At 38.6% G+C, this 20,969-nt stretch carries 17 protein-coding genes; 13 read left to right on the top strand and 4 right to left on the bottom strand.

The annotated features are described in order from the left end of the window. The first annotated feature begins 20 nt into the window (after positions 1-20). The gene (ffh, locus tag AW165_RS13755) at positions 21-1,433 is read left to right on the top strand and encodes a signal recognition particle protein (RefSeq protein ID WP_002120334.1); all 1,413 of its coding nucleotides are present in this window, start codon (positions 21-23) and stop codon (positions 1,431-1,433) included. A 49-nt stretch (positions 1,434-1,482) separates the two neighbouring features. On the opposite strand, the gene AW165_RS13750 is transcribed toward ffh, so the two are convergent. Together AW165_RS13750 and AW165_RS13745 are read right to left on the bottom strand one after the other, a co-directional pair. Further along, the gene (locus AW165_RS13750) at positions 1,483-2,217 is read right to left on the bottom strand and encodes a pantothenate kinase (RefSeq protein WP_060466136.1); all 735 of its coding nucleotides are present in this window, start codon (positions 2,215-2,217) and stop codon (positions 1,483-1,485) included. A 15-nt stretch (positions 2,218-2,232) separates the two neighbouring features. After that, on the bottom strand, positions 2,233-2,985 hold the full coding sequence (locus AW165_RS13745; RefSeq protein WP_060466135.1) for a biotin--[acetyl-CoA-carboxylase] ligase: 753 nt from the start codon (positions 2,983-2,985) through the stop codon (positions 2,233-2,235). Positions 2,986-3,015: 30 nt separating this feature from the next. On the opposite strand from AW165_RS13745, the gene AW165_RS13740 reads away from it, so the two are divergent. The 7 genes from AW165_RS13740 (at position 3,016) to AW165_RS13710 (ending at position 13,599) form a co-directional block, all read left to right on the top strand. Then, complete coding sequence (locus AW165_RS13740; RefSeq protein WP_060466134.1) at positions 3,016-3,819, top strand: sulfite exporter TauE/SafE family protein; 804 nt, start codon at positions 3,016-3,018, stop codon at positions 3,817-3,819. 256 nt (positions 3,820-4,075) lie between these two features. Next, entirely contained in the window at positions 4,076-4,771 is a 696-nt protein-coding gene (locus AW165_RS13735; RefSeq protein WP_002120391.1) for a GntR family transcriptional regulator, read from the top strand. 10 nt (positions 4,772-4,781) lie between these two features. Beyond that, a complete protein-coding gene (gene smc / locus AW165_RS13730) occupies positions 4,782-8,231 on the top strand; it encodes a chromosome segregation protein SMC (protein WP_060466133.1) in 3,450 nt (1,149 codons plus the stop codon). 1 nt (position 8,232) lies between these two features. Next, the gene (locus tag AW165_RS13725; RefSeq protein ID WP_060466132.1) at positions 8,233-9,261 is read left to right on the top strand and encodes a cell division protein ZipA C-terminal FtsZ-binding domain-containing protein; all 1,029 of its coding nucleotides are present in this window, start codon (positions 8,233-8,235) and stop codon (positions 9,259-9,261) included. 94 nt (positions 9,262-9,355) lie between these two features. Further along, entirely contained in the window at positions 9,356-11,398 is a 2,043-nt protein-coding gene (gene ligA / locus AW165_RS13720) for an NAD-dependent DNA ligase LigA (RefSeq protein ID WP_060466131.1), read from the top strand. 252 nt (positions 11,399-11,650) lie between these two features. Further along, on the top strand, positions 11,651-12,115 hold the full coding sequence (ftn, locus tag AW165_RS13715) for a heteropolymeric bacterioferritin subunit Ftn (RefSeq protein WP_001214863.1): 465 nt from the start codon (positions 11,651-11,653) through the stop codon (positions 12,113-12,115). A 290-nt stretch (positions 12,116-12,405) separates the two neighbouring features. After that, positions 12,406-13,599 (top strand): MFS transporter, encoded by a 1,194-nt coding sequence (locus AW165_RS13710; protein ID WP_081410668.1) that lies wholly within the window; start codon positions 12,406-12,408, stop codon positions 13,597-13,599. Positions 13,600-13,668: 69 nt separating this feature from the next. Here the strand turns inward: AW165_RS13710 and AW165_RS13705 are convergent, their stop codons facing one another. After that, entirely contained in the window at positions 13,669-15,102 is a 1,434-nt protein-coding gene (locus AW165_RS13705) for an alpha,alpha-trehalose-phosphate synthase (UDP-forming) (protein WP_060466129.1), read from the bottom strand. Continuing rightward, positions 15,090-15,941, bottom strand: coding sequence for a trehalose-phosphatase (otsB, locus tag AW165_RS13700; protein ID WP_060466128.1), 852 nt, complete (start codon positions 15,939-15,941; stop codon positions 15,090-15,092). Before otsB ends, AW165_RS13705 begins: the two co-directional genes overlap by 13 nt. 356 nt (positions 15,942-16,297) lie before the next feature. On the opposite strand from otsB, the gene AW165_RS13695 reads away from it, so the two are divergent. From AW165_RS13695 to bioD, 5 genes are all read left to right on the top strand, one after another. After that, positions 16,298-17,029 carry an alpha/beta fold hydrolase gene (locus tag AW165_RS13695; RefSeq protein WP_060466127.1) on the top strand — a complete coding sequence of 244 codons (732 nt, stop codon included), beginning with the start codon at positions 16,298-16,300 and terminating at the stop codon, positions 17,027-17,029. A 93-nt stretch (positions 17,030-17,122) separates the two neighbouring features. Continuing rightward, the gene (gene bioA / locus AW165_RS13690; RefSeq protein WP_060466126.1) at positions 17,123-18,403 is read left to right on the top strand and encodes an adenosylmethionine--8-amino-7-oxononanoate transaminase; all 1,281 of its coding nucleotides are present in this window, start codon (positions 17,123-17,125) and stop codon (positions 18,401-18,403) included. 1 nt (position 18,404) lies between these two features. Then, entirely contained in the window at positions 18,405-19,562 is a 1,158-nt protein-coding gene (locus AW165_RS13685) for an 8-amino-7-oxononanoate synthase (protein ID WP_060466125.1), read from the top strand. Further along, a complete protein-coding gene (bioC, locus tag AW165_RS13680; protein ID WP_060466124.1) occupies positions 19,559-20,308 on the top strand; it encodes a malonyl-ACP O-methyltransferase BioC in 750 nt (249 codons plus the stop codon). The genes AW165_RS13685 and bioC overlap by 4 nt, the downstream gene beginning before the upstream one ends. After that, positions 20,309-20,953, top strand: coding sequence for a dethiobiotin synthase (gene bioD, locus AW165_RS13675; RefSeq protein WP_033848280.1), 645 nt, complete (start codon positions 20,309-20,311; stop codon positions 20,951-20,953). The last annotated feature ends 16 nt before the right edge of the window (positions 20,954-20,969 follow it).

Genomic DNA, 20,969 nt, shown 5'->3' with positions numbered 1-20,969 from the left:
CATTTTAAGCGGATTTTGCAATGTTTGATACCTTAACAGAACGACTCACACAGAGTTTAAGAAATGTTACTGGCTCAGGGCAGCTGACCGAAGACAATATTAAAGATACCTTACGTGAAGTACGTATGGCACTTCTTGAAGCCGATGTCGCGTTACCTGTAACTCGTGAATTTATCGCGAAAGTTAAGGAAGAGGCATTGGGCCAAGAAGTGATGACTCAGTTATCACCAGGCCAGGCATTTGTAAAAATTGTCTATGACGAACTCACCAAGATGATGGGTGAGGCGAATGAAACACTTGATTTAAGTGCGAAACCTCCTGTTGTAGTATTACTTGCTGGTTTACAAGGTGCAGGTAAAACCACAACTGCTGCCAAGCTGGCACGTTTCTTAAAAGAACGTCAAAAGAAAAAAGTAATGACTGTCTCTGCCGACGTTTACCGTCCGGCAGCGATTAAACAGTTAGAAACTGTTTCAAATGAAGTTGGTGCAGGCTTTATTCCTTCAGATCCTTCTGAAAAGCCAATTGATATTGTTAATCGTGCAATTGAACAGGCAAAAATCCAGTTTGCTGATGTATTGATTGTCGATACGGCAGGCCGTCTACATGTCGATGCAGACATGATGGACGAAATTAAAGAATTACATGCAGCAGTTAAGCCGACTGAAACTTTGTTTGTGGTTGATGCCATGACAGGTCAGGATGCTGCAAATACAGCAAAAGCATTCAATGATGCTTTGGCACTTACAGGTGTAATTCTTACTAAAACTGATGGTGATGCACGTGGTGGTGCAGCACTTTCTGTGCGTGCTATTACAGGTAAGCCAATCAAGTTCTTGGGTATGGGCGAGAAGCTTGATGCCTTAGAACCATTCCATCCGGACCGTGTTGCTCAACGTATTTTAGGTATGGGTGACGTACTTTCTTTAGTCGAAGAAGTTGAACGCAAAATCGACAAAGAAAAAGCCGAAAAAATGGCGAAAAAATTGCAAAAAGGCGGTAGCTTCAACTTTGAAGATATGCTGATGCAATTTGAGCAAATGAAAAAAATGGGCGGTATGATGGGCTTCTTAGACAAGTTGCCTGGCATGAGCGGTGCAGGAATTCAGCAAGCGATTGAGCAAGCGAACCCTGAAAAACAAGTCAAGAAGATGGAAGCGATTATCCAGTCAATGACTGTTAAAGAGCGCCGTAATCCGGACTTAATGAACCCAAGTCGTAAAAAACGTATTGCGGCAGGTTGTGGTATGGATGTTGCTGAAGTGAACAAACTCATTAAGCAACAAGCGCAAATGGCTAAAATGATGAAGAAATTTGCGAATCCATCTGGTATGAGCAAAATGATGCGTTCATTAGGCAATATGCAAAAGCAATTTGGCGGCGGCGGTGGCGGAATGGGACCACTGTTTGGTAATAATGACCAAAAGAAATAAATCCATAAAATAAAAGGCGCATATAGCGCCTTTTATTTTGTTCTGTATTTTAATCTTTAGGGTAATGAGCAATATATTGCTGTAACCCTTTGAGTAAAAGATCAGTTTCTACCACAGGCTCATATTTTTGTAAGAACTTGGCAAGTAGTTTTGCATCACCACCAGTCAGCAGCAGCTTTTTAGGTGATTGCTGCATAATATTTTCAATGGTACTAATCAGGCCTAATAAAATACCGTGATGTACTGCATCTACAGTGTTATTACCCGGATTTAGATTGTCAAAAGCTGAGTCTGGAATTTTAATACCCTTGGTATTTTGAATAAGAGCATCTCGCTGCAAATACAAATTAGGCAGGATGTAACCTCCTAAATGCTGTTTACCTTGAGTTAGGTCAATTGTGAGCGCTGTTCCGCAACCAATAATGCAATAGTTTTCATCTGCTTGAGCTACAGCTAACACTTGTAACCAGCGGTCAATCCCGAGTTGACTTGGAACTTCATAACCACACTGTAAACCTGCATATTCAGAGTGAACTTTCGCAAAAACTACTGGAATTTCAAGCCATTTTAAAATCTGCTGAATGCGTTGATTATTCTCGGTATCAAGTACCGAAGAAATTCCAATGCGATGTAGACCTTGATGTTTAAAGTGTTGGATTAACCCAAGTAATAAATCGGCAGGAGACTGCAAATGTAGCTCAGCTGCATGTTCAATAATTTGCTGATTTTCAGTAATCCAGTATTTTAAACGAGTGTTTCCGATATCAAGCCATAAACTTTTCATGGGGAAAATACCTGATTACTGAGTTATTTGTGGTCTTAGACGACCTTGATAAAACTGCTGTGGTTCTGGAGTTTCAAGAATTACTGCACCTTCATTGGAAATTCCAACGAAACGGCCATGTACCAGTCCTTGACTATGTTCAAACTGAACTAGCTGATTAATCCACGCCGCATGATGGTTAAAACGTCCCGCTAAATTGTAGCAGCCATGATCAAACCAGCGAGCAGCATTTTGAATGGCAACATAGAGCTCTGAAATTAACTCAAGACGACCCATTTGCTCTAGACCTAAATCCTCTAAAGAGGTAATTGGCTGATCACTATCAGTCACTGGTGGTGTTTTTAAATTAATACCTACACCTACAATAGCCTGATGCTGAGATAGTGGTTCGACTAAAATTCCACCCCATTTGCCCTGAGCACTATATAAATCGTTTGGCCATTTCACTTGCAGATTCAGCGCTTGTAACTGGGGGATTTGCAAAATATTCAGAGCAACTTCAAGTGCTAAGCGACCATCTAAGGGTGTTCGAGTTTGCACCAATGTGCTTAAATAAATGTTTCCTTCAGGTGAAATCCATTGCCGTTGATGTTGACCTCGCCCTTGAGTTTGTTGAGCACTGCAAACCAAGCCCGTTGTAATGCCTTTTTGGGCAATTTCACGAATATCATCATTGGTCGAAGTTGTGGTTGCTTTTAATAAAACCACTTCTGGAAGCTGGTTTTTTGCGCTTAAAAGTTGTTGTAGTTGGCGAGTCTCTAAATCCATGTTGAATATGAGCAGAGTGGTAAAACATTTATGGAGTTAATCATATATTTACTCATTGGCGCAATTGCTGGTTTTACTGCCGGATTGTTTGGGGTTGGTGGTGGACTAATTATTGTACCAATCCTCTATGTGGTTTTTACCCAATTGCACTACGATCCCGCGGTAATCATGCATATTGCAGTCGGAACATCGCTTGCAACCATTATTGTGACGTCTTTTAGTTCTGTTTCAGCTCATCATAAAAAGGGTGCAGTACTTTGGCCTGTTTTTCGTAATTTAGCGCCTGGACTGGTGTTGGGCTCATTTTTAGGGGCGGGTATTGCCGACCTGATGTCTGGCCAGCATTTGCAACTTCTTATTGGTATTTTTGCGGTTGTGATGGCCTATCGGATGTTTAAAGGAGCACATGTAGTTGTTGATCGAACGCGTCAGCTTCCTTCAACCCCTATGCAATTCATGGCGGGCGGTGGCATTGGTATTGCCTCTGCAATTTTTGGAATTGGGGGAGGAAGTTTAACCGTTCCATACTTAAACCGTCATGGCGTGGTCATGCAAAAAGCAGTCGCGACTTCTGCCGCTTGCGGTTTACCAATTGCGGTTGCTGGAGCGATTGGCTTTATGTGGTTTGGTGCAAAAGAACAAATCTCAGTGCCTAACACGATTGGTTATGTACATATCTATGCGTTTATTGGCATTAGTGTCATGAGTTTTGTCACAGCGAAGTTTGGAGCAAAGGTTGCTCATGCGTTGTCGCCGCAGATGTTAAAAAAATGTTTTGCTTGCCTGTTAGTGGTGGTAGGTAGTTACTTTATTTATAAAGGGATTATGCACTAGAGAGTAAAATATTAATCTCACTAGAACTACGATTTAAGAGCTTGAGTTTTTAGAAATTCGAGCTTTTTTTATTCAGTAAAATAAGAACATTTGGGGCTTTTATTCATCTGATTTTGGTGTTGTTTTTAAATGAGTTGGCTTAAAATGCAATAAAATTGTCAGACAATGACATAGTTTTTAATCGATGGGATCAGTTAAAAACAAGGATGCGAAAGAAAAGCATGGATTAATGCATATAAAAAGTAGCGGGTGATTTATGAATCTCGAAGACACAGAAAGTCTTTCTGAGCAAATTGTCAAATATATTAGCGAACAGATCATTAGTGGCGAGCTAGTAGAAGGCGAACGTATTCAAGAACTACGTATTGCCAAAGAACTTGACGTTAGCCGAGGATCAGTTCGTGAAGCATTGTTATTATTAGAGCGTACTCATTTAATTGAGATTTTTCCACGCCGTGGGGCAATTGTTTCAGAAATGTCTGCACAACAAGTTAAAGCGTTGTTTGATACAAATATGATGTTATTGGGGCATATTGTACAACGCATGAGCGAAACATGGCGTGCGCATGAAGCAGATCAATTACAGTTGCTATTAGAGCAACTTCTTGAGCATGTCAAAGCAGGTGATATCGAAAAATTTTATGATGGAGTCTTCCAATATTTAGCTGAACAGCAAGATATGGTGGGGAATCCTTATCTAATGAAATTTTATAAAGAGTTATTACCTTCATTACGTCGTAGTTATTTTTTGACCTTAAATACCTCTAAGCGGGAACTACAAGAAGCATTTGCATTATTTAAACTCGTGACTGATGCAATTTTAATCCGAAAATCACAACAAGCCGCTTTATTTATGGAAGATTTTTGTCGACACTTACGTAACCTTGTGTTGGAATCGCTGACACGAATGAAACAGATTGAATTGGCTTGGGCAAGACGCTCACGCCGCTAGTTAGGGCATTATGCGTTTAAGCAGTTTAAAACTTTCCGGCTTTAAATCTTTTGCAGATAGTACAACCTTAAATTTTAAGGCTAACCGCACAGCAGTGGTTGGTCCAAATGGTTGTGGCAAATCCAATGTAATCGATGCGATCCGCTGGGTGATGGGTGAGTCAAACGCTCGTCAGCTCCGTGGTGGTAGCATGCAAGATGTTATTTTTACGGGGACTTCCAAACGTAAACCCGTTGGTGTGGCCAGTGTTGAGCTACGCTTTGATAATACTTATGGAAAGTTGGGCGGATCGTATAATGCTTATAATGAGTTAGCTGTTCGCCGTCAGGTCACGCGTGAAGGTAAATCAGAATATTTCTTGAATGGTACACGTTGTCGCCGCCGTGATATTACCGATATTTTCTTGGGAACAGGCTTAGGACCACGCTCATATGCGGTCATTGAGCAAGGCATGATTAACCGCTTAGTTGATGCCAAGCCTGAAGAAATGCGTGTGTTCATTGAGGAAGCCGCGGGTGTTTCTCGTTATCAGGCTCGTCGCCGTGAAACTTTACAGCATCTTGAACATACAGAGCAAAACCTTTCACGCTTAGACGATATTGCACTAGAGTTAAAATCGCAGCTTAAAACGCTTAAGCGTCAGTCGGAAGCAGCGGTTCAATATAAAACTTTAGAAAGCCAGATTCGTACGCTCAAAATTGAAATTTTGTCTTTTCAGGCAGAGAAAAGTGTACGCCTACAAGAAGAATATACCGTTCAAATGAATGAATTGGGTGAAACCTTTAAATTGGTTCGCTCAGAATTAAGCACGATTGAACATGATTTAGAAGCAACCAGTGCTTTGTTTCAGCGACTTATTCAGCAATCTTCACCGCTACAACAAGAATGGCAACAAGCTGAAAAGAAACTATCTGAACTTAAAATGACTCTTGAACAAAAACAGAGTCTATACCAGCAAAATAGTACGACTCTCGTTCAGTTAGAGCAGCAAAGATTCCAAACTAAAGAACGTTTACAGCTTTCTGAATTGCAACTCGAAACACTGAATAATCAGCTAGAAGAACAAACAGAAGCTTTAACTGGAGTTGAGCATACAGCGACGGAGGCTGAACAAAACTTTGCTGATTTACAATCTCAGCAGAAACAAGCACAACAACAGTTTGAGCAAGTAAAAGCTCAGGTTGAAAAACAACAGCAGCAAAAAATGCAGATGTCAGCTCAAATTGAACAGTTGGGTAAAAATGTTCAGCGCATTGAGCAGCAAAAAGAAACGCTGCAACATCAAGCAAACCAAATTCAATCGCATGTTCATGAAGATGAGCAGGGCGAGCTTGAGCAACTGCAACAGAAATTACTGGGCGAAATCGCGTCGCTTGAAACTGAAATTGAGCAACAATTACTGCATTTAGAGCAATCTCAACAGCAACACCAGTCAAGTAAAAATCAGCAGCAAACTCTGAAAACAGAAATCCAAGTTTTATTATCAGAGCAGAAAAACTTAAGCCAGCTTATTGCTAAACAAAGTCCAAAGCAAAACCAAGATACGCTACGTTTAATGCAAGCTCTAGAGTTAACAGAGCAAGGTAAACCACATGCGCAGATTGTTGAGAAGTTTTTAGCAAAATGGTTACAAGCTCATATTCTTGAGACCGAACAAGTCTTTCAAGAAGGAGTTGCTCGCCAGCTAAAACCTTCAGAGCAAACAAATAAATTTAAAGGAAACTTGGTTTGTTTGAATGAGTGGATTGCATCGCCAAAGCTATCAATTTTTTCAAATGTAGCGATTGCACAAGATTTGACTCAAGCTTTAAATGAGCAAAAGCAATTACAACATGGTCAGTCTATTCTGACTTTAGATGGTTATCATGTCGGGCAGGATTGGGTGATTGCCCTTATGTATGATGACGAAAGTCAAAGTGCACAAGGTATGCTGAGCCACCGTATTCGTCTAGATGAAATTGAACAAGCTCTTGAAAAGCAACAACCTCAATTACAAACACTAGATCAAATTGTAGTTCAGCAAAAAGATGAATTAGCGCAATTACAGTTAGGTGTGCAGCACAAGCAGCAGGTTGTGAAACAAAAGCAAAAAGACTTACAACAGCTTGATGTGCAAATTGCCAAGCAACAAACCGCAGCACAAGCATTTTTATTGCAAAAACAGCAATTAAAAGATCAACTTGGTCAGTTAGACATGCAGCTTGAAGAAGATGCAATGCAAAAAGATGATCTTGAAATTGATTTGCATGCATTAGCAATTAAGCTCGAAACCATTTTACCTGACTATAAAACTTTGCAATTTCGGGTAGAAGAATTAACAGAACAGCTAGACGAGCAGCAACAAGCCCTGCAACATCAGCAACAAGAACGTGAAATTTTACGCCGTAATAGCACGCAGACAACTCAACAGATTGAGTTGCTTGAAAAAGATATCTCATTCTTGCAAAGCCAATATCAACAAATTGCAGCTCAAATGGAGCAAGCGAAAAAGTTTGTTGACCCTATTCAATTAGAGCTACCAAATCTTGAGTCAGAGTTTCAGCAACAATTTGCTCAAACTGAAAAGTTGCAAAAGAACTGGAATGAATGGCAGCTTGAACTCAATAGTGTGCAGGAAAAACAGCAGACTTTGACCGATCAGCGTCATCAATATCAACAAAAAGATGAGCAGCTTAGAGAACAACTTGAACAGAAACGATTGGCATGGCAAGCAGCCAAGTCAGATCGTGAGCATTATCAAGAGCAGCTTAAAGAGCTAAATGCCGAACTCCAAAAAGGCTTACAAATAGATTTAACCGAGCACCAGCAAAAACTGGAAAAAGTACAGAAACAGTTTGAAAAAATTGGAGCGGTTAACCTTGCCGCTTCACAAGAGTTTGAAGAAGTTTCTCAGCGTTTTGATGAGCTGAGTCACCAGATTCAAGATTTGGAAAATACGGTAACTCAACTAAAAGATGCGATGAAAAGCATTGATCAAGAAACCCGTAAGCTGTTTATGACAACTTTTGATCAAATCAATCAGGAGTTGCAAAACCTGTTTCCAAAGGTTTTTAATGGTGGTGAGGCGAGTTTAAGTCTTGAAGATGACTGGCAATCTGGTGTTAAACTGATGGCAAGGCCACCGGGTAAGAAAAATAGTTCTCTAGCATTACTTTCCGGTGGAGAAAAGGCTTTAACAGCGTTAGCATTAGTATTTGCGATTTTTAGATTAAATCCGGCACCGTTTTGTGTACTAGATGAAGTGGACGCACCACTTGATGATGCGAATGTTCAGAGATATTGTAATTTGGTAAAAGAACTTTCTGAACATGTACAATTCATTTACATTACACATAATAAGCTGGCGATGACCATGGCAACTGATTTGTTGGGTGTGACCATGCCTGAACCGGGTACATCAAAATTAGTCACTGTCGATTTAGAACAGGCAAAAGAATACGGGTTAGTTTCGGAGTCATAGAATGGAAATCAATACGATTATTGGCATCGTTGTTGCCATTATAATTATGCTAATTGGCTTAAAAATGATTTTAAAAAAGCCAAACCATGCTGAACCCTCATTAGACAGTGATTTGCATATCAATCCTGATAGTAATCAACCAGTTATACCTAGGCACGTGAGAGATCAGCTTGAGAAAACTGAAGCTGAATCTGTAGCGGTGACTAGTGTAGAGCGAGTAGAGCCGACTTTAAGCGAAGCTGCGCCGTCACAAGTACCTGAAACAAAACAGTCAGAAATTGAGACCGTAGAACCCGTTAAAGCAATTCAAACTGAACAAACTCAACCCGCTGTTGAAAATTCTTCGGACCAGATTAAATCTGAAGAAACTGTAAAAAGCTCTACCATTAACACAGACAGTTCAGCTGAGTTAGTTGATACGGTTTCTGTTAAATCAGAAATTGAAGCTTTATCAGAAGAAAACTTGAAAACTGAGCCTGAGTTGAGTTTAAACCCAAATATTGAAACTGCCGAAATTGCTGAATTTGAAGGCGAGAGTAATATTCTGGATGTACATTTGCATGAACAGCAACGCTATGATGATGAAAGTGCATTAGCGATGGCTGAACAGATTATTGCATTAAATGTCTATCCGAACCCGCGTCGCGCGTTGTCTGGAGATAAAGCACTTAAAGTATTGTTAAAATATGGTTTACGTTATGGCGAAATGTCATGTTTCCATCGCTATGAAAATACGGATGAGCCGAGCGTACTAATGTTTTCAGTACTGCGTATGACAGACAATGGACCAGCTGGATTTGATCTTGAAACCTTGTCTAGTGAACAAGTTCAAGGGTTGGCATTTTTCCTTGCGCTTCCAAACAGTAAAGCTGTAACTGGTTTTGACATGATGGCGAGTATTGCAGGTTTAATTGCTCGTGAAATTGATGGCAAAGTTTATGATGAAAATAATCTTGAATTTACGCCGCAGTTAAAAGAGCACTGGCGTCATCATGTGATTGATTATCGTCCGGCACATGCGACCGCCTAGTTTTAATTTTTTACGTTCGTTGCGATAATTGCAACATATCTAGTCGCAGCTCAGGGTGGAGAAATTTCCACCCTTTTTTATGGTGAATAACATAATGGCAACAACTTCCGTGATCGAACAGATGCGTCAGCTTATTCAACTGATTGCAAAGCATAACCACGCCTATTATGTGATGGATCAGCCGACAATCTCGGACAGTGAATATGATCATTTATTTCACCAGTTAAAAGCTTTAGAAGAGCAATATCCTGATCAGGTTCAATCAGATTCTCCAACGACAAAGGTAGGCGGCCAAGCACTCTCTAAATTTGAAAGTGTGACTCATGTAGTTCCTATGCTTTCATTAAATAATGTTTTTGATAAGGATGAGTTATTTGCTTTTGCTAATCGTGTAGAAGAGCGGTTACCCAATCAAAAAGTACAATATGATGTCGAATTAAAATTTGACGGTCTCGCGATTTCGCTTTGGTATGAAAACGGTGTGTTAATACGTGGTGTTACACGTGGTGATGGCGAAACTGGAGAAGACATTACCCAGAACGTTAAAACGATTCGTAATTTGCCTAAAGTGTTACATTCAAATCACTTTGAAATTCCAAGTTTGCTGGAAGTTCGTGGTGAAGTACTTATGCCAAAGGCTGGATTCAAAAAATTAAATAAACATTTGAAAAAACGTGGAGAAAAAGAATTTGCTAATCCACGTAATGCTGCAGCTGGTAGTTTACGTCAATTGGATTCTCAAATAACAAAGACCAGACCTTTAGCTTTTTATGCTTATGGTATTGCTCAATGTATTCCAGACAATAATGTAGAAACAATAGGAGGAAATTTAGACTGGTTATTATCTTTTGGCTTTGAAAATTATGATCATTGGGTTGTGGATAGTATTGAACAAGCTCAATTAAAATATGAAAAACTAATAAATGAAAGACCAAATCTAACAGTAGAGATAGATGGAATGGTCATTAAAGTGAATAGTCTAGAACAACAAAAACAACTAGGCTTCATAAGTCGAGCTCCAAGATGGGCAGTGGCTTATAAATTTCCTGCTGAGATAGCACTGACAACAGTTGAGCAGATTGATTGGCAAGTTGGTCGTACAGGCACTTTAACTCCGGTAGCACGCTTAGTTCCTGTTAATGTTGGGGGAGTGACTGTTTCTAATGTAACTCTACACAATATTGGCGAAATCCATCGCCTCGATGTTCGTGTTGGGGATACTGTTGGTGTCTACCGTAGTGGAGATGTTATTCCTAAAGTCGAAAAAGTTTGGACAGATTTGAGATTAGTTGATCAAGAATATCATGTGGTGCAGCTTCCCGAAAGCTGTCCTGTTTGTGCTTCACCAGTTGTAATGCCTGAAGGGGAAGCTTTAGCACGTTGTTCTGGTGGACTTTACTGTGCTGCACAGCGAATTGAAGCCATTCGTCACTTCGTATCACGTAAAGCACTGGATATTGAAGGTCTGGGGGACCGCTGGGTAGAGTCTTTATTGCATCTCGATTTACTTAAAGATGTTGCCGACATTTACCATTTGCATGAGCACCGAGAAACTTTGCTCGGTATTGAAAAAATGGGTGAGAAATCGGTACAAAATCTGATTGATGCTATTGAAGCTAGTAAGAAGACAACGCTTGCTCGTTTTATCTATGCACTGGGAATTCGTGGGGTGGGTGAAACAACAGCTAGAATGTTGGCCAATACTTTCCAAACTTTAGAAGCACTTAAAGCTGCTGATGTTGAAGCTTTAAAGAAAACCCCAGATGTTGGTGATATTACCGCAGAGTGGATTGCTGACTTTTTCTTGGCACCACATAACATTGAAGTGCTTGATCGCTTAATTGCAGCTGGGATTCATTGGGATGCGCCAACAGCTCCAACACGTCAGCCGTTAAATGGTGAAAGCTGGGTGTTAACAGGCACATTAGAGCAAATGACCCGTGATCAGGCGACTCAAATGCTACAAGCATTAGGTGCGCGTGTAAGCGGTAGTGTATCAAGTAAGACCAAATGTGTTGTTGCGGGTGAGAAGGCTGGTTCGAAATTAGAAAAAGCAGCCAAACTTGGTATTGCTGTTATGAATGAGACTGATTTCTTATCACTTATGGCGAGCTACGGGCAGACTTTAAGCGAATAGGTCTACCGAAATAAGAACCATTGATTTTAGTTACAAATTTATAAATTGATGGTTTAAGTTATATTTTAACGCTTGTTTGAGCTTATAAATCAGACAAGCGTTTCTTTTTGCACAGGAAATTTAAATAACTTAAACTGCAAATGCGTATGTTTCTCATTTTAATTTGATAAAAATCATAAACTTAACTATTTTTTATTTTGCAATCATTTTTAAGATTGCCCATAATAGTCTTCATACGATAGGAGATTTATTATGCGTGGCAATCCAGAAGTCATAGACTATTTAAATATGCTCATTGGCGGAGAATTGGCTGCCCGTGATCAATATCTAATCCATTCTCGTATGTATGAGGATTGGGGCCTAAATAAAATTTATGAACGTATTGATCATGAGATGCAAGAAGAAGCTTCTCATGCTGATGCGATCATTCGCCGTGTATTGTTCTTAGGTGCTAAACCAAACATGCATCGTGAAGATATCAATGTTGGTACAGACGTTGTATCTTGTTTAAAAGCTGATTTGGCGCTTGAATATCATGTTCGTGAAAAGTTAGCGACTGGTATCAAACTCTGTGAAGAGAAGGGCGATTACATTAGTCGTGATATGTTGCGTCAACAATTATCAGATACTGAAGAAGACCATACATACTGGTTAGAAAAGCAATTACGTTTAATTGAGTTAATTGGCTTACAAAACTATATTCAATCTCAAATTTAATAAAAAGACCCAGCTAAGGCTGGGTTTTTTTATTGGCTCATTTTAATAAAATGAAGTCTTGGCTTAGATGTTGATTTTGTCAAATTGAACATATTCAAAGCCTTACTATATAAGGCTTTGGCAGTTACAAAAAAGTCAGAAAAATTGTATCACACCCCCTGTTTTTTTTATGGAATTGTTTATAATTTCGCCAATAAAACCCTTGCCTAGAAATTTAATGAGGCAAGGGTTTTTCTATGGAAAATCGGTTGGTATGGATCGCCAATGATTTTATGGTGAGTTCGCGAAATATGTTATTTACCAAACCTGCTGTTTTAGATACAGCTACTCTCCTAAGCACACAGCGTCTTGCAACACGACTAAGCTTTTTTAGCTTAGGTTTTGCGACTGCAGCTTGGGCACCTCTTATTCCTTTTGCACAGCAGCGTTTAAACCTAAATCATGCCGATTTTGGTTTACTTTTGCTGTGTATGGGTATCGGGTCAATGATTGCTATGCCTGCGACTGGTGCTTTAGTCAAGCGCTGGGGGTGTCGTCCGTTAATTGCTTTGGCATTGATGTTGTTAATGGTTTTATTGCCTAGCCTTACGATGTGGAGCAGCATTGTGACGATGGCTGTAGCATTGTTTATTTTTGGATCGGCAGCAGGATGTCTTGGAGTAGCTATCAACTTACAAGCAGTGGTTGTTGAAAAACATAGCTTGCGAGCGCTCATGTCTAGCTTCCATGGAATGTGTAGTCTTGGTGGCTTAACGGGCGCTATGCTTGTGACAGCACTATTGGCAGTAGGACTTTCACCCTTAATGAGTACTTTATCAGTCGTTATGATTTTGCTTGTTATTGGTGGTGTTGCTATTCCTTCTTGTTTAACGTCTTTTGAACAGGATGAAAAGCCACATGAAGATACAACTCAAGCACCGAAAAAACGTTATCGTCCCGATGGCATTATTCTGCTTATTGGTATGATGTGTTTTATCGCCTTTTTATCAGAAGGTGCTGCGATGGATTGGGGTGGTATTTATTTAACAAGTAAATATCAACTTAATCCTGCTTTTGCTGGTTTAGCTTACACTTTCTTTGCGCTTAGCATGACGACTGGTCGTTTTGCAGGTCATATCTTGCTTAAGCAATGGGGTGAAAAAAATATTGTGACTTATAGTGCAATTGGAGCCGCTATTGGTATGGCTGTTATTGTAACTGCGCCAGTGTGGCAAGTGGTTGTATTGGGTTATGCACTGTTAGGATTAGGCTGTTCTAATATTGTACCCGTGATGTTTTCTCGTGTTGGTCGACAAAACAATATGCCTAAAGCAGCAGCACTATCTTTAGTATCAACAATTGCCTATACCGGTTCATTAAGTGGACCAGCTTTAATCGGTTTAATTGGGGAATGGACTGGTTTAAGTACAGTTTTAACAGGCGTCGCTGTATTACTATTTATTATTGCTTTACTTAACCGCTTTACATTAGTAAAGACAAATTAATTTATAAATAATAATCACCAAATAGCGAACATCGAGAAATTGAATTTCTCGATGTTCTTTTATTTAGATTTATAAAACCTGATAAATAGATTGATAATTATCTTGTAATAATCGCTGAGGCTTCATTAGTAAAGTTGGTGTCTTTTCTAAATCATCCAAGAAATTATTTCGCCAATGGGTAAGATCAGATGATGTTAATCCCTCTATCAATTGTTGATAACGATTAATACGCTCAGCTTTAGACATTTCTAAAGCCATTTTTAAAGCATCCATCATTGCCGCTCTATCTTGCGGGTCAACAATCAAGGCTTGAGACATTTGCTCAGCAGCACCAGCATATTTAGATAAAATGAGCACACCTGGATTTTCAGGGTCTTGTGCCGCAATATACTCTTTAGCCACTAGATTCATACCATCACGTAGTGAACTAATCCAGCAAATATCTGAATGACGATAAATGTGCATAAGATTATGGTGTTGTACCGTGTCATAGCAGCAATCTACTGGCCTCCAGTCTTCATGCGCAAACTCTTCGTTAATTAACTCCAGCTTGGTTTTAAAACGTTGGTATAAGCGTTGATAAGCTGGAATATCGGTACGAGAAGGGATTGCCACTTGAAGATGTCGAACTAAGCCATGATATTCAGGGCTGGTTTCCAAGAACGTTGCAAATGCATTAAATCTTTCGAGTAAACCTTTTGAATAATCAATACGATCAACTCCAATAATAGTTTTTTGACGTGGAATTTCTTCAAAATTAAACACCGAAGAGGTCGCCAAATCTTGTTGGGCTTGTTTTTGTATAAGTTCAGGCTGAACACCAATTGGGTATGATTTAATTAATATTTGACGTTTTTTATAGCTAATACTATTGCTTTGAATTTTTTGAGCTTCGAGTAAATTCAGACAAGTCTGCATGCAAGCATTTTGGTCAATCTGAGTTTGTAAGCCAATAACATCATATTGACTCAAGTCTTGAATTAACTCACGGGCTACCGGAATTTTGTGCCAGATATTCAGACTGGCAAAAGGAATATGTAAGAAGAAACCAATTTTGTTTTGCATGCCTAATTCACGGCAATAGCGAGCCACACTAAAAAAGTGATAATCGTGCACCCAAATAAGATCTTCAGGCTGAGCAAGCTGTTTTAGCTTTTGAGCAAATAAGCGATTAACCTTTTGATAGGTCTTATATTCTTCTGCATCATATTCAATCAGATCATCTCTATGATGCATTGCTGGCCACAAAACTTTGTTAGCAAAACCACAATAATATTGGGCATATTGCTGATGAGTGAGGGGGCAGGTAATGTAGTCAATTCCTTGAGAATAAGCCTGCTCAAATTCTGGCGCTTCGCTATCGGTAATTTGCTGCCCATTCCAGCCTAACCAGATGCCGTTACTATCATTTAGTGCATCTTGTACAGCTACAGCAAGACCACCTGCTGAAGCTTTACCTGATGGCATACTTATTCTGTTCGATAATACGATTAATTTAGACATAATTTTTCTCCATTCTGATTTTGGCTATTTTTGACATATAAGCTTTTTATTCTGTTTTGAAATAAAAGAAGAAAATCCGCGACATTATCAATATCTTTTAATCTATATTTTGCTTGTGTTTCGCCTGGACCTACTTTAATACTAAGGCCAGCTTGCTGATTAATGTAAGTGAAACCAGATTCATCTGTTAAATCATCACCTATAAAAATAGGTAATACTGCATGTAAATCAAGATGATTTAATATAGTCTCAATTGCTCTACCTTTATCAGCTTGGTTTGGGATTAATTCAACAACAAATTTTCCTTTATTTATTTTTAAGTGGGGGTGGTTGATATTAATTTTCTGCATAATATTAATAGCATTATTTTCTAAATTAGGATTTTTACGATAATGTAAGGCAATAGAATATCCTTTATCCTCAATTAATAATTCGGGATATTTTTCACAATTTTTGATAATATCTTGTTTTAATTTTTTGAAATTAATACTGCTTAAATCTGGTCGAATATAATTTCCTGAATTAAAATAAATATCTAAACCATGTAAACCAGCAATTGGAACTTCAATAGGATGTAGTAGTTTGCTTGCTGTATCTACATCACGACCTGTTACAGCTATAACAGGTATATTTAATTTAGTAATTTTTTTTATAGTTTCTAATGTGGCGTTTGGAATAAAACTATGCTCAGGATTAATTTGAAAGGGTGCTAGTGTGCCATCAATATCCAAAAATAAGCAGTAATTTTTATCTAAAGATAAGTTGTTTATAATATCATTGGGTGTAACAAAAGATGTGTTTTTTTCTCTCCCATCAGATATTGTGTTTTGACTGTTCATATTAGCCTTCCTGATATTTTCTGATCAATAATTAATCTTCTAGCATTAAAATGAATTGATGAGTCATTTCTTTTAATAAAAAAACATAAGTATTAACATTAATTACATTGCATAATGGATTTATAGGCGAAGTGTGGAGTATGTTGTTTTTTGATTGGCTTCAATGTTTAGATAATTAAATTTTTGTATGTTTACTATGAATAATGCAGGTCTTATTTATCAATATATTTCAGAATATTATCTTATTATAAATGCTTAATTTTATGCTCTAAAATTTGTTTTTTATATTGATTTTAAAAGATATTTTAAACCGATAATATTATATAATCCTTATAAAATCGGCTTTGAGCAGGCATATGAAGTTACAAAATAAAATTTTATTAATTACAGGTTGGGGAGTAGGAGTGGAGCCTTTGCAGTCCCTTAAATTGCAATTGGAAAAAGCTGGCTATCAAACACAACTTATTAATATTTTTAATATTTTAGATGGTAAGTATCGTGCCCAGCTTGATTTAGTTGCTGAGGTTGATGTAGTAATAGGTTGGTCTTTAGGTGGACAGTTAGCAACTCAATTGGTTAATACTTTTTATGAGCAAACAGGTCAAACTAAAACATTAATTACACTCGCTTCAAATCCTTGTTTTGTTACCAACGATAATTGGCAAACTGCTATGCCTGCTGATGTGTTTAGTCAATTTAAGACTTCTTTTTTACAAAACCCGCAAGCCACTTTAAAGCGTTTTTATTACTTAATTACACTCGGTTCATCTCAGGCCAAACAAGATTGGGTAAGCATACAAAACATAGCAAATCCGCCTTCAATTGAATTGCTATCACTGGGTTTGAAAATGCTTGAACAACTAAATTTGGTAGATAACTTAAAAAGCTACCCAGGTCCGCAGTTTCATGTGTTTGCCGAGCAAGATAAGGTCGTTCCTTGCAAAATTATTGAAAATTTCAAGAATATCATGACAGAAAACATGAATTATAAAGTGCTAGAAGGCGCTACTCATGCTTTTCCATATCTAGAAGTGGACCGAACAATTGAAGAAATCTGCCAATTTTTAACAATTCATCAGCAAAGTTAATAAGCTTTGGTTGATCTCGCAATTTTCTTTCATTCTTAACAGGTTTAACATGTGCTAAATGAAAGATTTAATTGCTGTAAAAGGGTATAGAGGATGACCGATAATTTTGATTTGGAACATATTTGGCATCCATATACCTCAATGACCCAACCTTTACCAACGTTTAAAGTTAAACGTGCCTATGGGGCAACGATTGAACTAGATGATGGTAAGACTTTAATTGATGGTATGTCGTCATGGTGGTGTGCAATTCACGGCTATAACCACCCTGAACTCAATCAGGCAGTGACAGATCAATTACAGAACATGTCGCATATCATGTTTGGTGGTTTAACTCATGATCCTGCAATTGAACTTGGAAAAATTCTTTTAAAAATTACTCCACCGAGTCTCGATAAAATTTTCTATGCAGATTCAGGTTCGGTTGCCGTTGAAGTTGCTTTGAAAATGGCTGTGCAATTCTGGACAGCACAAGGCCAACCACAAAAAACAAATTTTATTACTACACGTTCTGGTTATCACGGTGATACATGGAATGCGATGTCGGTCTGTGATCCAGTGACAGGCATGCATCAAATTTTTGGTACAAGTTTACCGAACCGTCTTTTTGTAGCAGCACCGCAAACCAAATTTCATGAAGAGTGGAACCAAGAAGATATTGCTGAGCTAGAGCAAGCTATTCAGCAAAATCATGAAAACCTTGCTGCACTGATTATTGAGCCGATTGTTCAAGGTGCAGGGGGGATGCGTTTTTATCATCCTGAATATTTACTTCAGGCGAAAGCACTTTGTGAACAATATAATCTGTTATTAATTTTTGACGAAATTGCGACTGGTTTTGGTCGCACGGGTAAGCTCTTTGCATGGGAGCATGCCCAAGTTGAGCCAGACATTATGTGTATAGGTAAGGGCTTAACAGGCGGCTACATGACGTTATCTGCTACCTTAACGACAAAGCATGTTGCAGAAACCATTAGTCGCGGTGAGGCTGGGGTGTTTATGCACGGCCCAACTTTTATGGCCAATCCACTTGCTTGCGCGGTCGCTTTAAAAAGTACCCAATTATTAATTGAGCAAGATTGGCAGGCTAATATTGAGCGAATTGAGCAACAGTTAAGTCAATATTTAACGCCTTTAAGTCAGCTTGATTATGTTGCCGATGTGCGAGTGCTGGGTGCAATTGGTGTAGTAGAACTCACCTTTAATGTTGATATGAAAACCTTACAGCAACAATTTGTAGACCGCGGAATCTGGATCCGTCCTTTTGGAAAATTGGTTTATGTGATGCCACCGTATGTCATTACGCATCAAGAGTTAAGCGATTTGCTCGAACAGTTGGTTGAAGTTGTTCAAACGATGCAGGGAGCGAATTAAGATGTCATTGCTTGATCATTTTTCTGCCGAATTAGATGAGTTAAAGCAACAAGGTAACTTTAGACAATTTACCCCAAATGTGCAGCACGGACGTTTTATTACAATTCAAAATAAAACGATGCTCAACTTAGCTTCAAATGACTATCTCGGGTTGGCTGCTGATATCAATCTTCGTCAAGAGTTTTTAGATAGCTTTCCAATCGAGCGTAGCTATTTTAGTTCTTCATCTTCACGTCTATTAACGGGCAATTTTGACGAATATGAACAATTAGAAAATAGCCTAAGCCAAGCATTTGGTGGTCGCGCGGCACTATTATTTAATAGTGGCTACCATATGAATATTGGTATTTTACCAGCTATTGCTGATAGTAAAACTTTAATATTGGCGGATAAGTTAGTTCATGCCAGTATGATTGACGGTATACGTTTATCTGGCGCTCAGTATGTGCGTTATCGACATAATGATTTACAACACTTGGAACAACTCCTCCAAAAATATCATGATGAAGACAAGATTGAACGAATCATTGTGGTCACAGAAAGTATTTTTAGTATGGACGGTGATGAGACGGATTTAGCCGCTTTAGTTCAGCTAAAAAAACGTTTTGCTAAAACTATGTTATATGTCGATGAAGCGCATTCAATTGGGGTGCGTGGTCAGCAAGGCTTAGGGTGTGCTGAACAATATAATGTGATTCAGGAAATTGATTTTCTAGTCGGTACATTAGGCAAAGCATTAGCAGCAGTCGGTGGTTACATTATTTGCGATCCAATTGTTAAAGATTATCTCATTAATAAAATGCGCCCACTTATTTTTAGTACTGCACAGCCACCGATTGTTATGGCATGGGCAAACTTTATTTTTGAGAAAGTATTAATCTCTCAATCTCAGCGTGAACACTTAAAAAATATTAGCCAATATCTTCAACAAGCTGTTGTACAGAAGGGCTACGATAGTCCATCGACCAGCCATATCATTCCAGTCATTGTTGGAGAGAGTCAAGCTGCTATCGATAAAGCAAAACAGGTTCAGGAAAGTGGTTTTTATGCTATGCCTGTGCGTCCACCAACAGTACCGAAAAATAGTTCGCGTTTGCGTATTTCTTTAACATCAATGGTGCAGCAACATGAACTTGAAGAATTGGTGAGTTTTCTGTGAGTTTGAATAAAAACTTAGTTGCCCAGCGTTTTGCCAAAGCAGGGCAAACCTATTCAGAGCATGCAATTGTTCAAAAACAAATTTGCCAAAATTTAACGAATTTACTAAAGCAATTTTGCCCGAGGACGATGCTACGTGTTTTTGAAATTGGTTGTGGTTCTGGCAATTTAACTCGTCTTATTACTGCATCTTTTCAAATCGAAGAGTTAATTTTGAATGATCTGTATGCAGATGTGCAGCAGCACTTTAGTCATCAAGAAAGTTTGAAATGGTTGATTGGAGACGTTGAGGCGTTAGATTTTCCTCAGCAGCTAGATATGATTGTTTCAGGTTCAGCTTTACAGTGGATGCAAGATTTACCGCGCTTGCTCGAACGTTGTAATGAGGCTTTAACTGAGCAAGGTTGGTTATGCTTTTCAACATTTGGCTCTAAAAACTTATTAGAGATTAAAGAATTAACAGGACAAGGTTTAAGTTATTGGTCAATTGAAAATTGGAATAGTGCCTTAATTCAGGCTGGTTTTGAGATTTTGCATTTGTCAGAATCAGAAACTCAACTCTATTTCGATTCACCTAAAGACGTGTTACAGCATTTAAAAGCAACAGGTGTAACAGCAACGGCGCAGCATCGTTGGACTAAGCAAACTTTACAACAGTTTTATCAAGATTATGATCGGTTTAAACATACCGATGGGTATTCCCTAAAATATCATCCGATTTATTGCATTGCCCGGAGAATGAAGTAAATGAGTGGCCAGATCTATTTTGTGAGCGGGATTGATACCGAAATTGGTAAAACTTACGCAACAGGATTTTTAGCAAAATTATGGACTGAGCAGGGTAAAAAAGTGATTACCCAAAAACTCATTCAGACAGGTAATGCTGATATTTCTGAGGATATTGAAAAGCATCGTGAAATTATGGGACAGGGCTGGTTTCAAGAAGATCATGACAAGCTAACCATGCCTGAAATCTTCAGTTATCCTGCTTCACCTCATCTTGCAACACGTCTTGATAACCGAGAAATTGATTTTCAAAAAATTGAAAATGCAACCAAAACATTGGCGGAGCGTTTTGAAATCGTATTGTTGGAAGGTGCCGGAGGCTTAATGGTGCCATTAACCACAAGCCTGCTGACCATTGATTACGTCGCTCAGCACCAGTTTCCCGTTATTTTAGTAACATCAGGTCGTTTAGGAAGTATTAACCATACTTTGCTTAGTCTTGAAGCACTTAAGTCTCGTGGGCTGAAGTTGCATGCCTTGGTTTATAACCTAAAAGATGAATCAAAAGATCCATTAATTTCTCAAGATACTTCAAATTTTTTGAAAGATTATTTAGCTATTCATTTCCCCGAAGCTGAATGGATTGAACTGGCAAAAATGAATTAAGTTAAACGGCTATAAA

This window comes from Acinetobacter sp. LMB-5, assembly GCF_001541635.1.
Classification (GTDB): domain Bacteria; phylum Pseudomonadota; class Gammaproteobacteria; order Pseudomonadales; family Moraxellaceae; genus Acinetobacter; species Acinetobacter pittii.
Note: the sequence above shows the minus strand (reverse complement) of the source record. Positions and strands in the feature narration are given on the sequence as shown.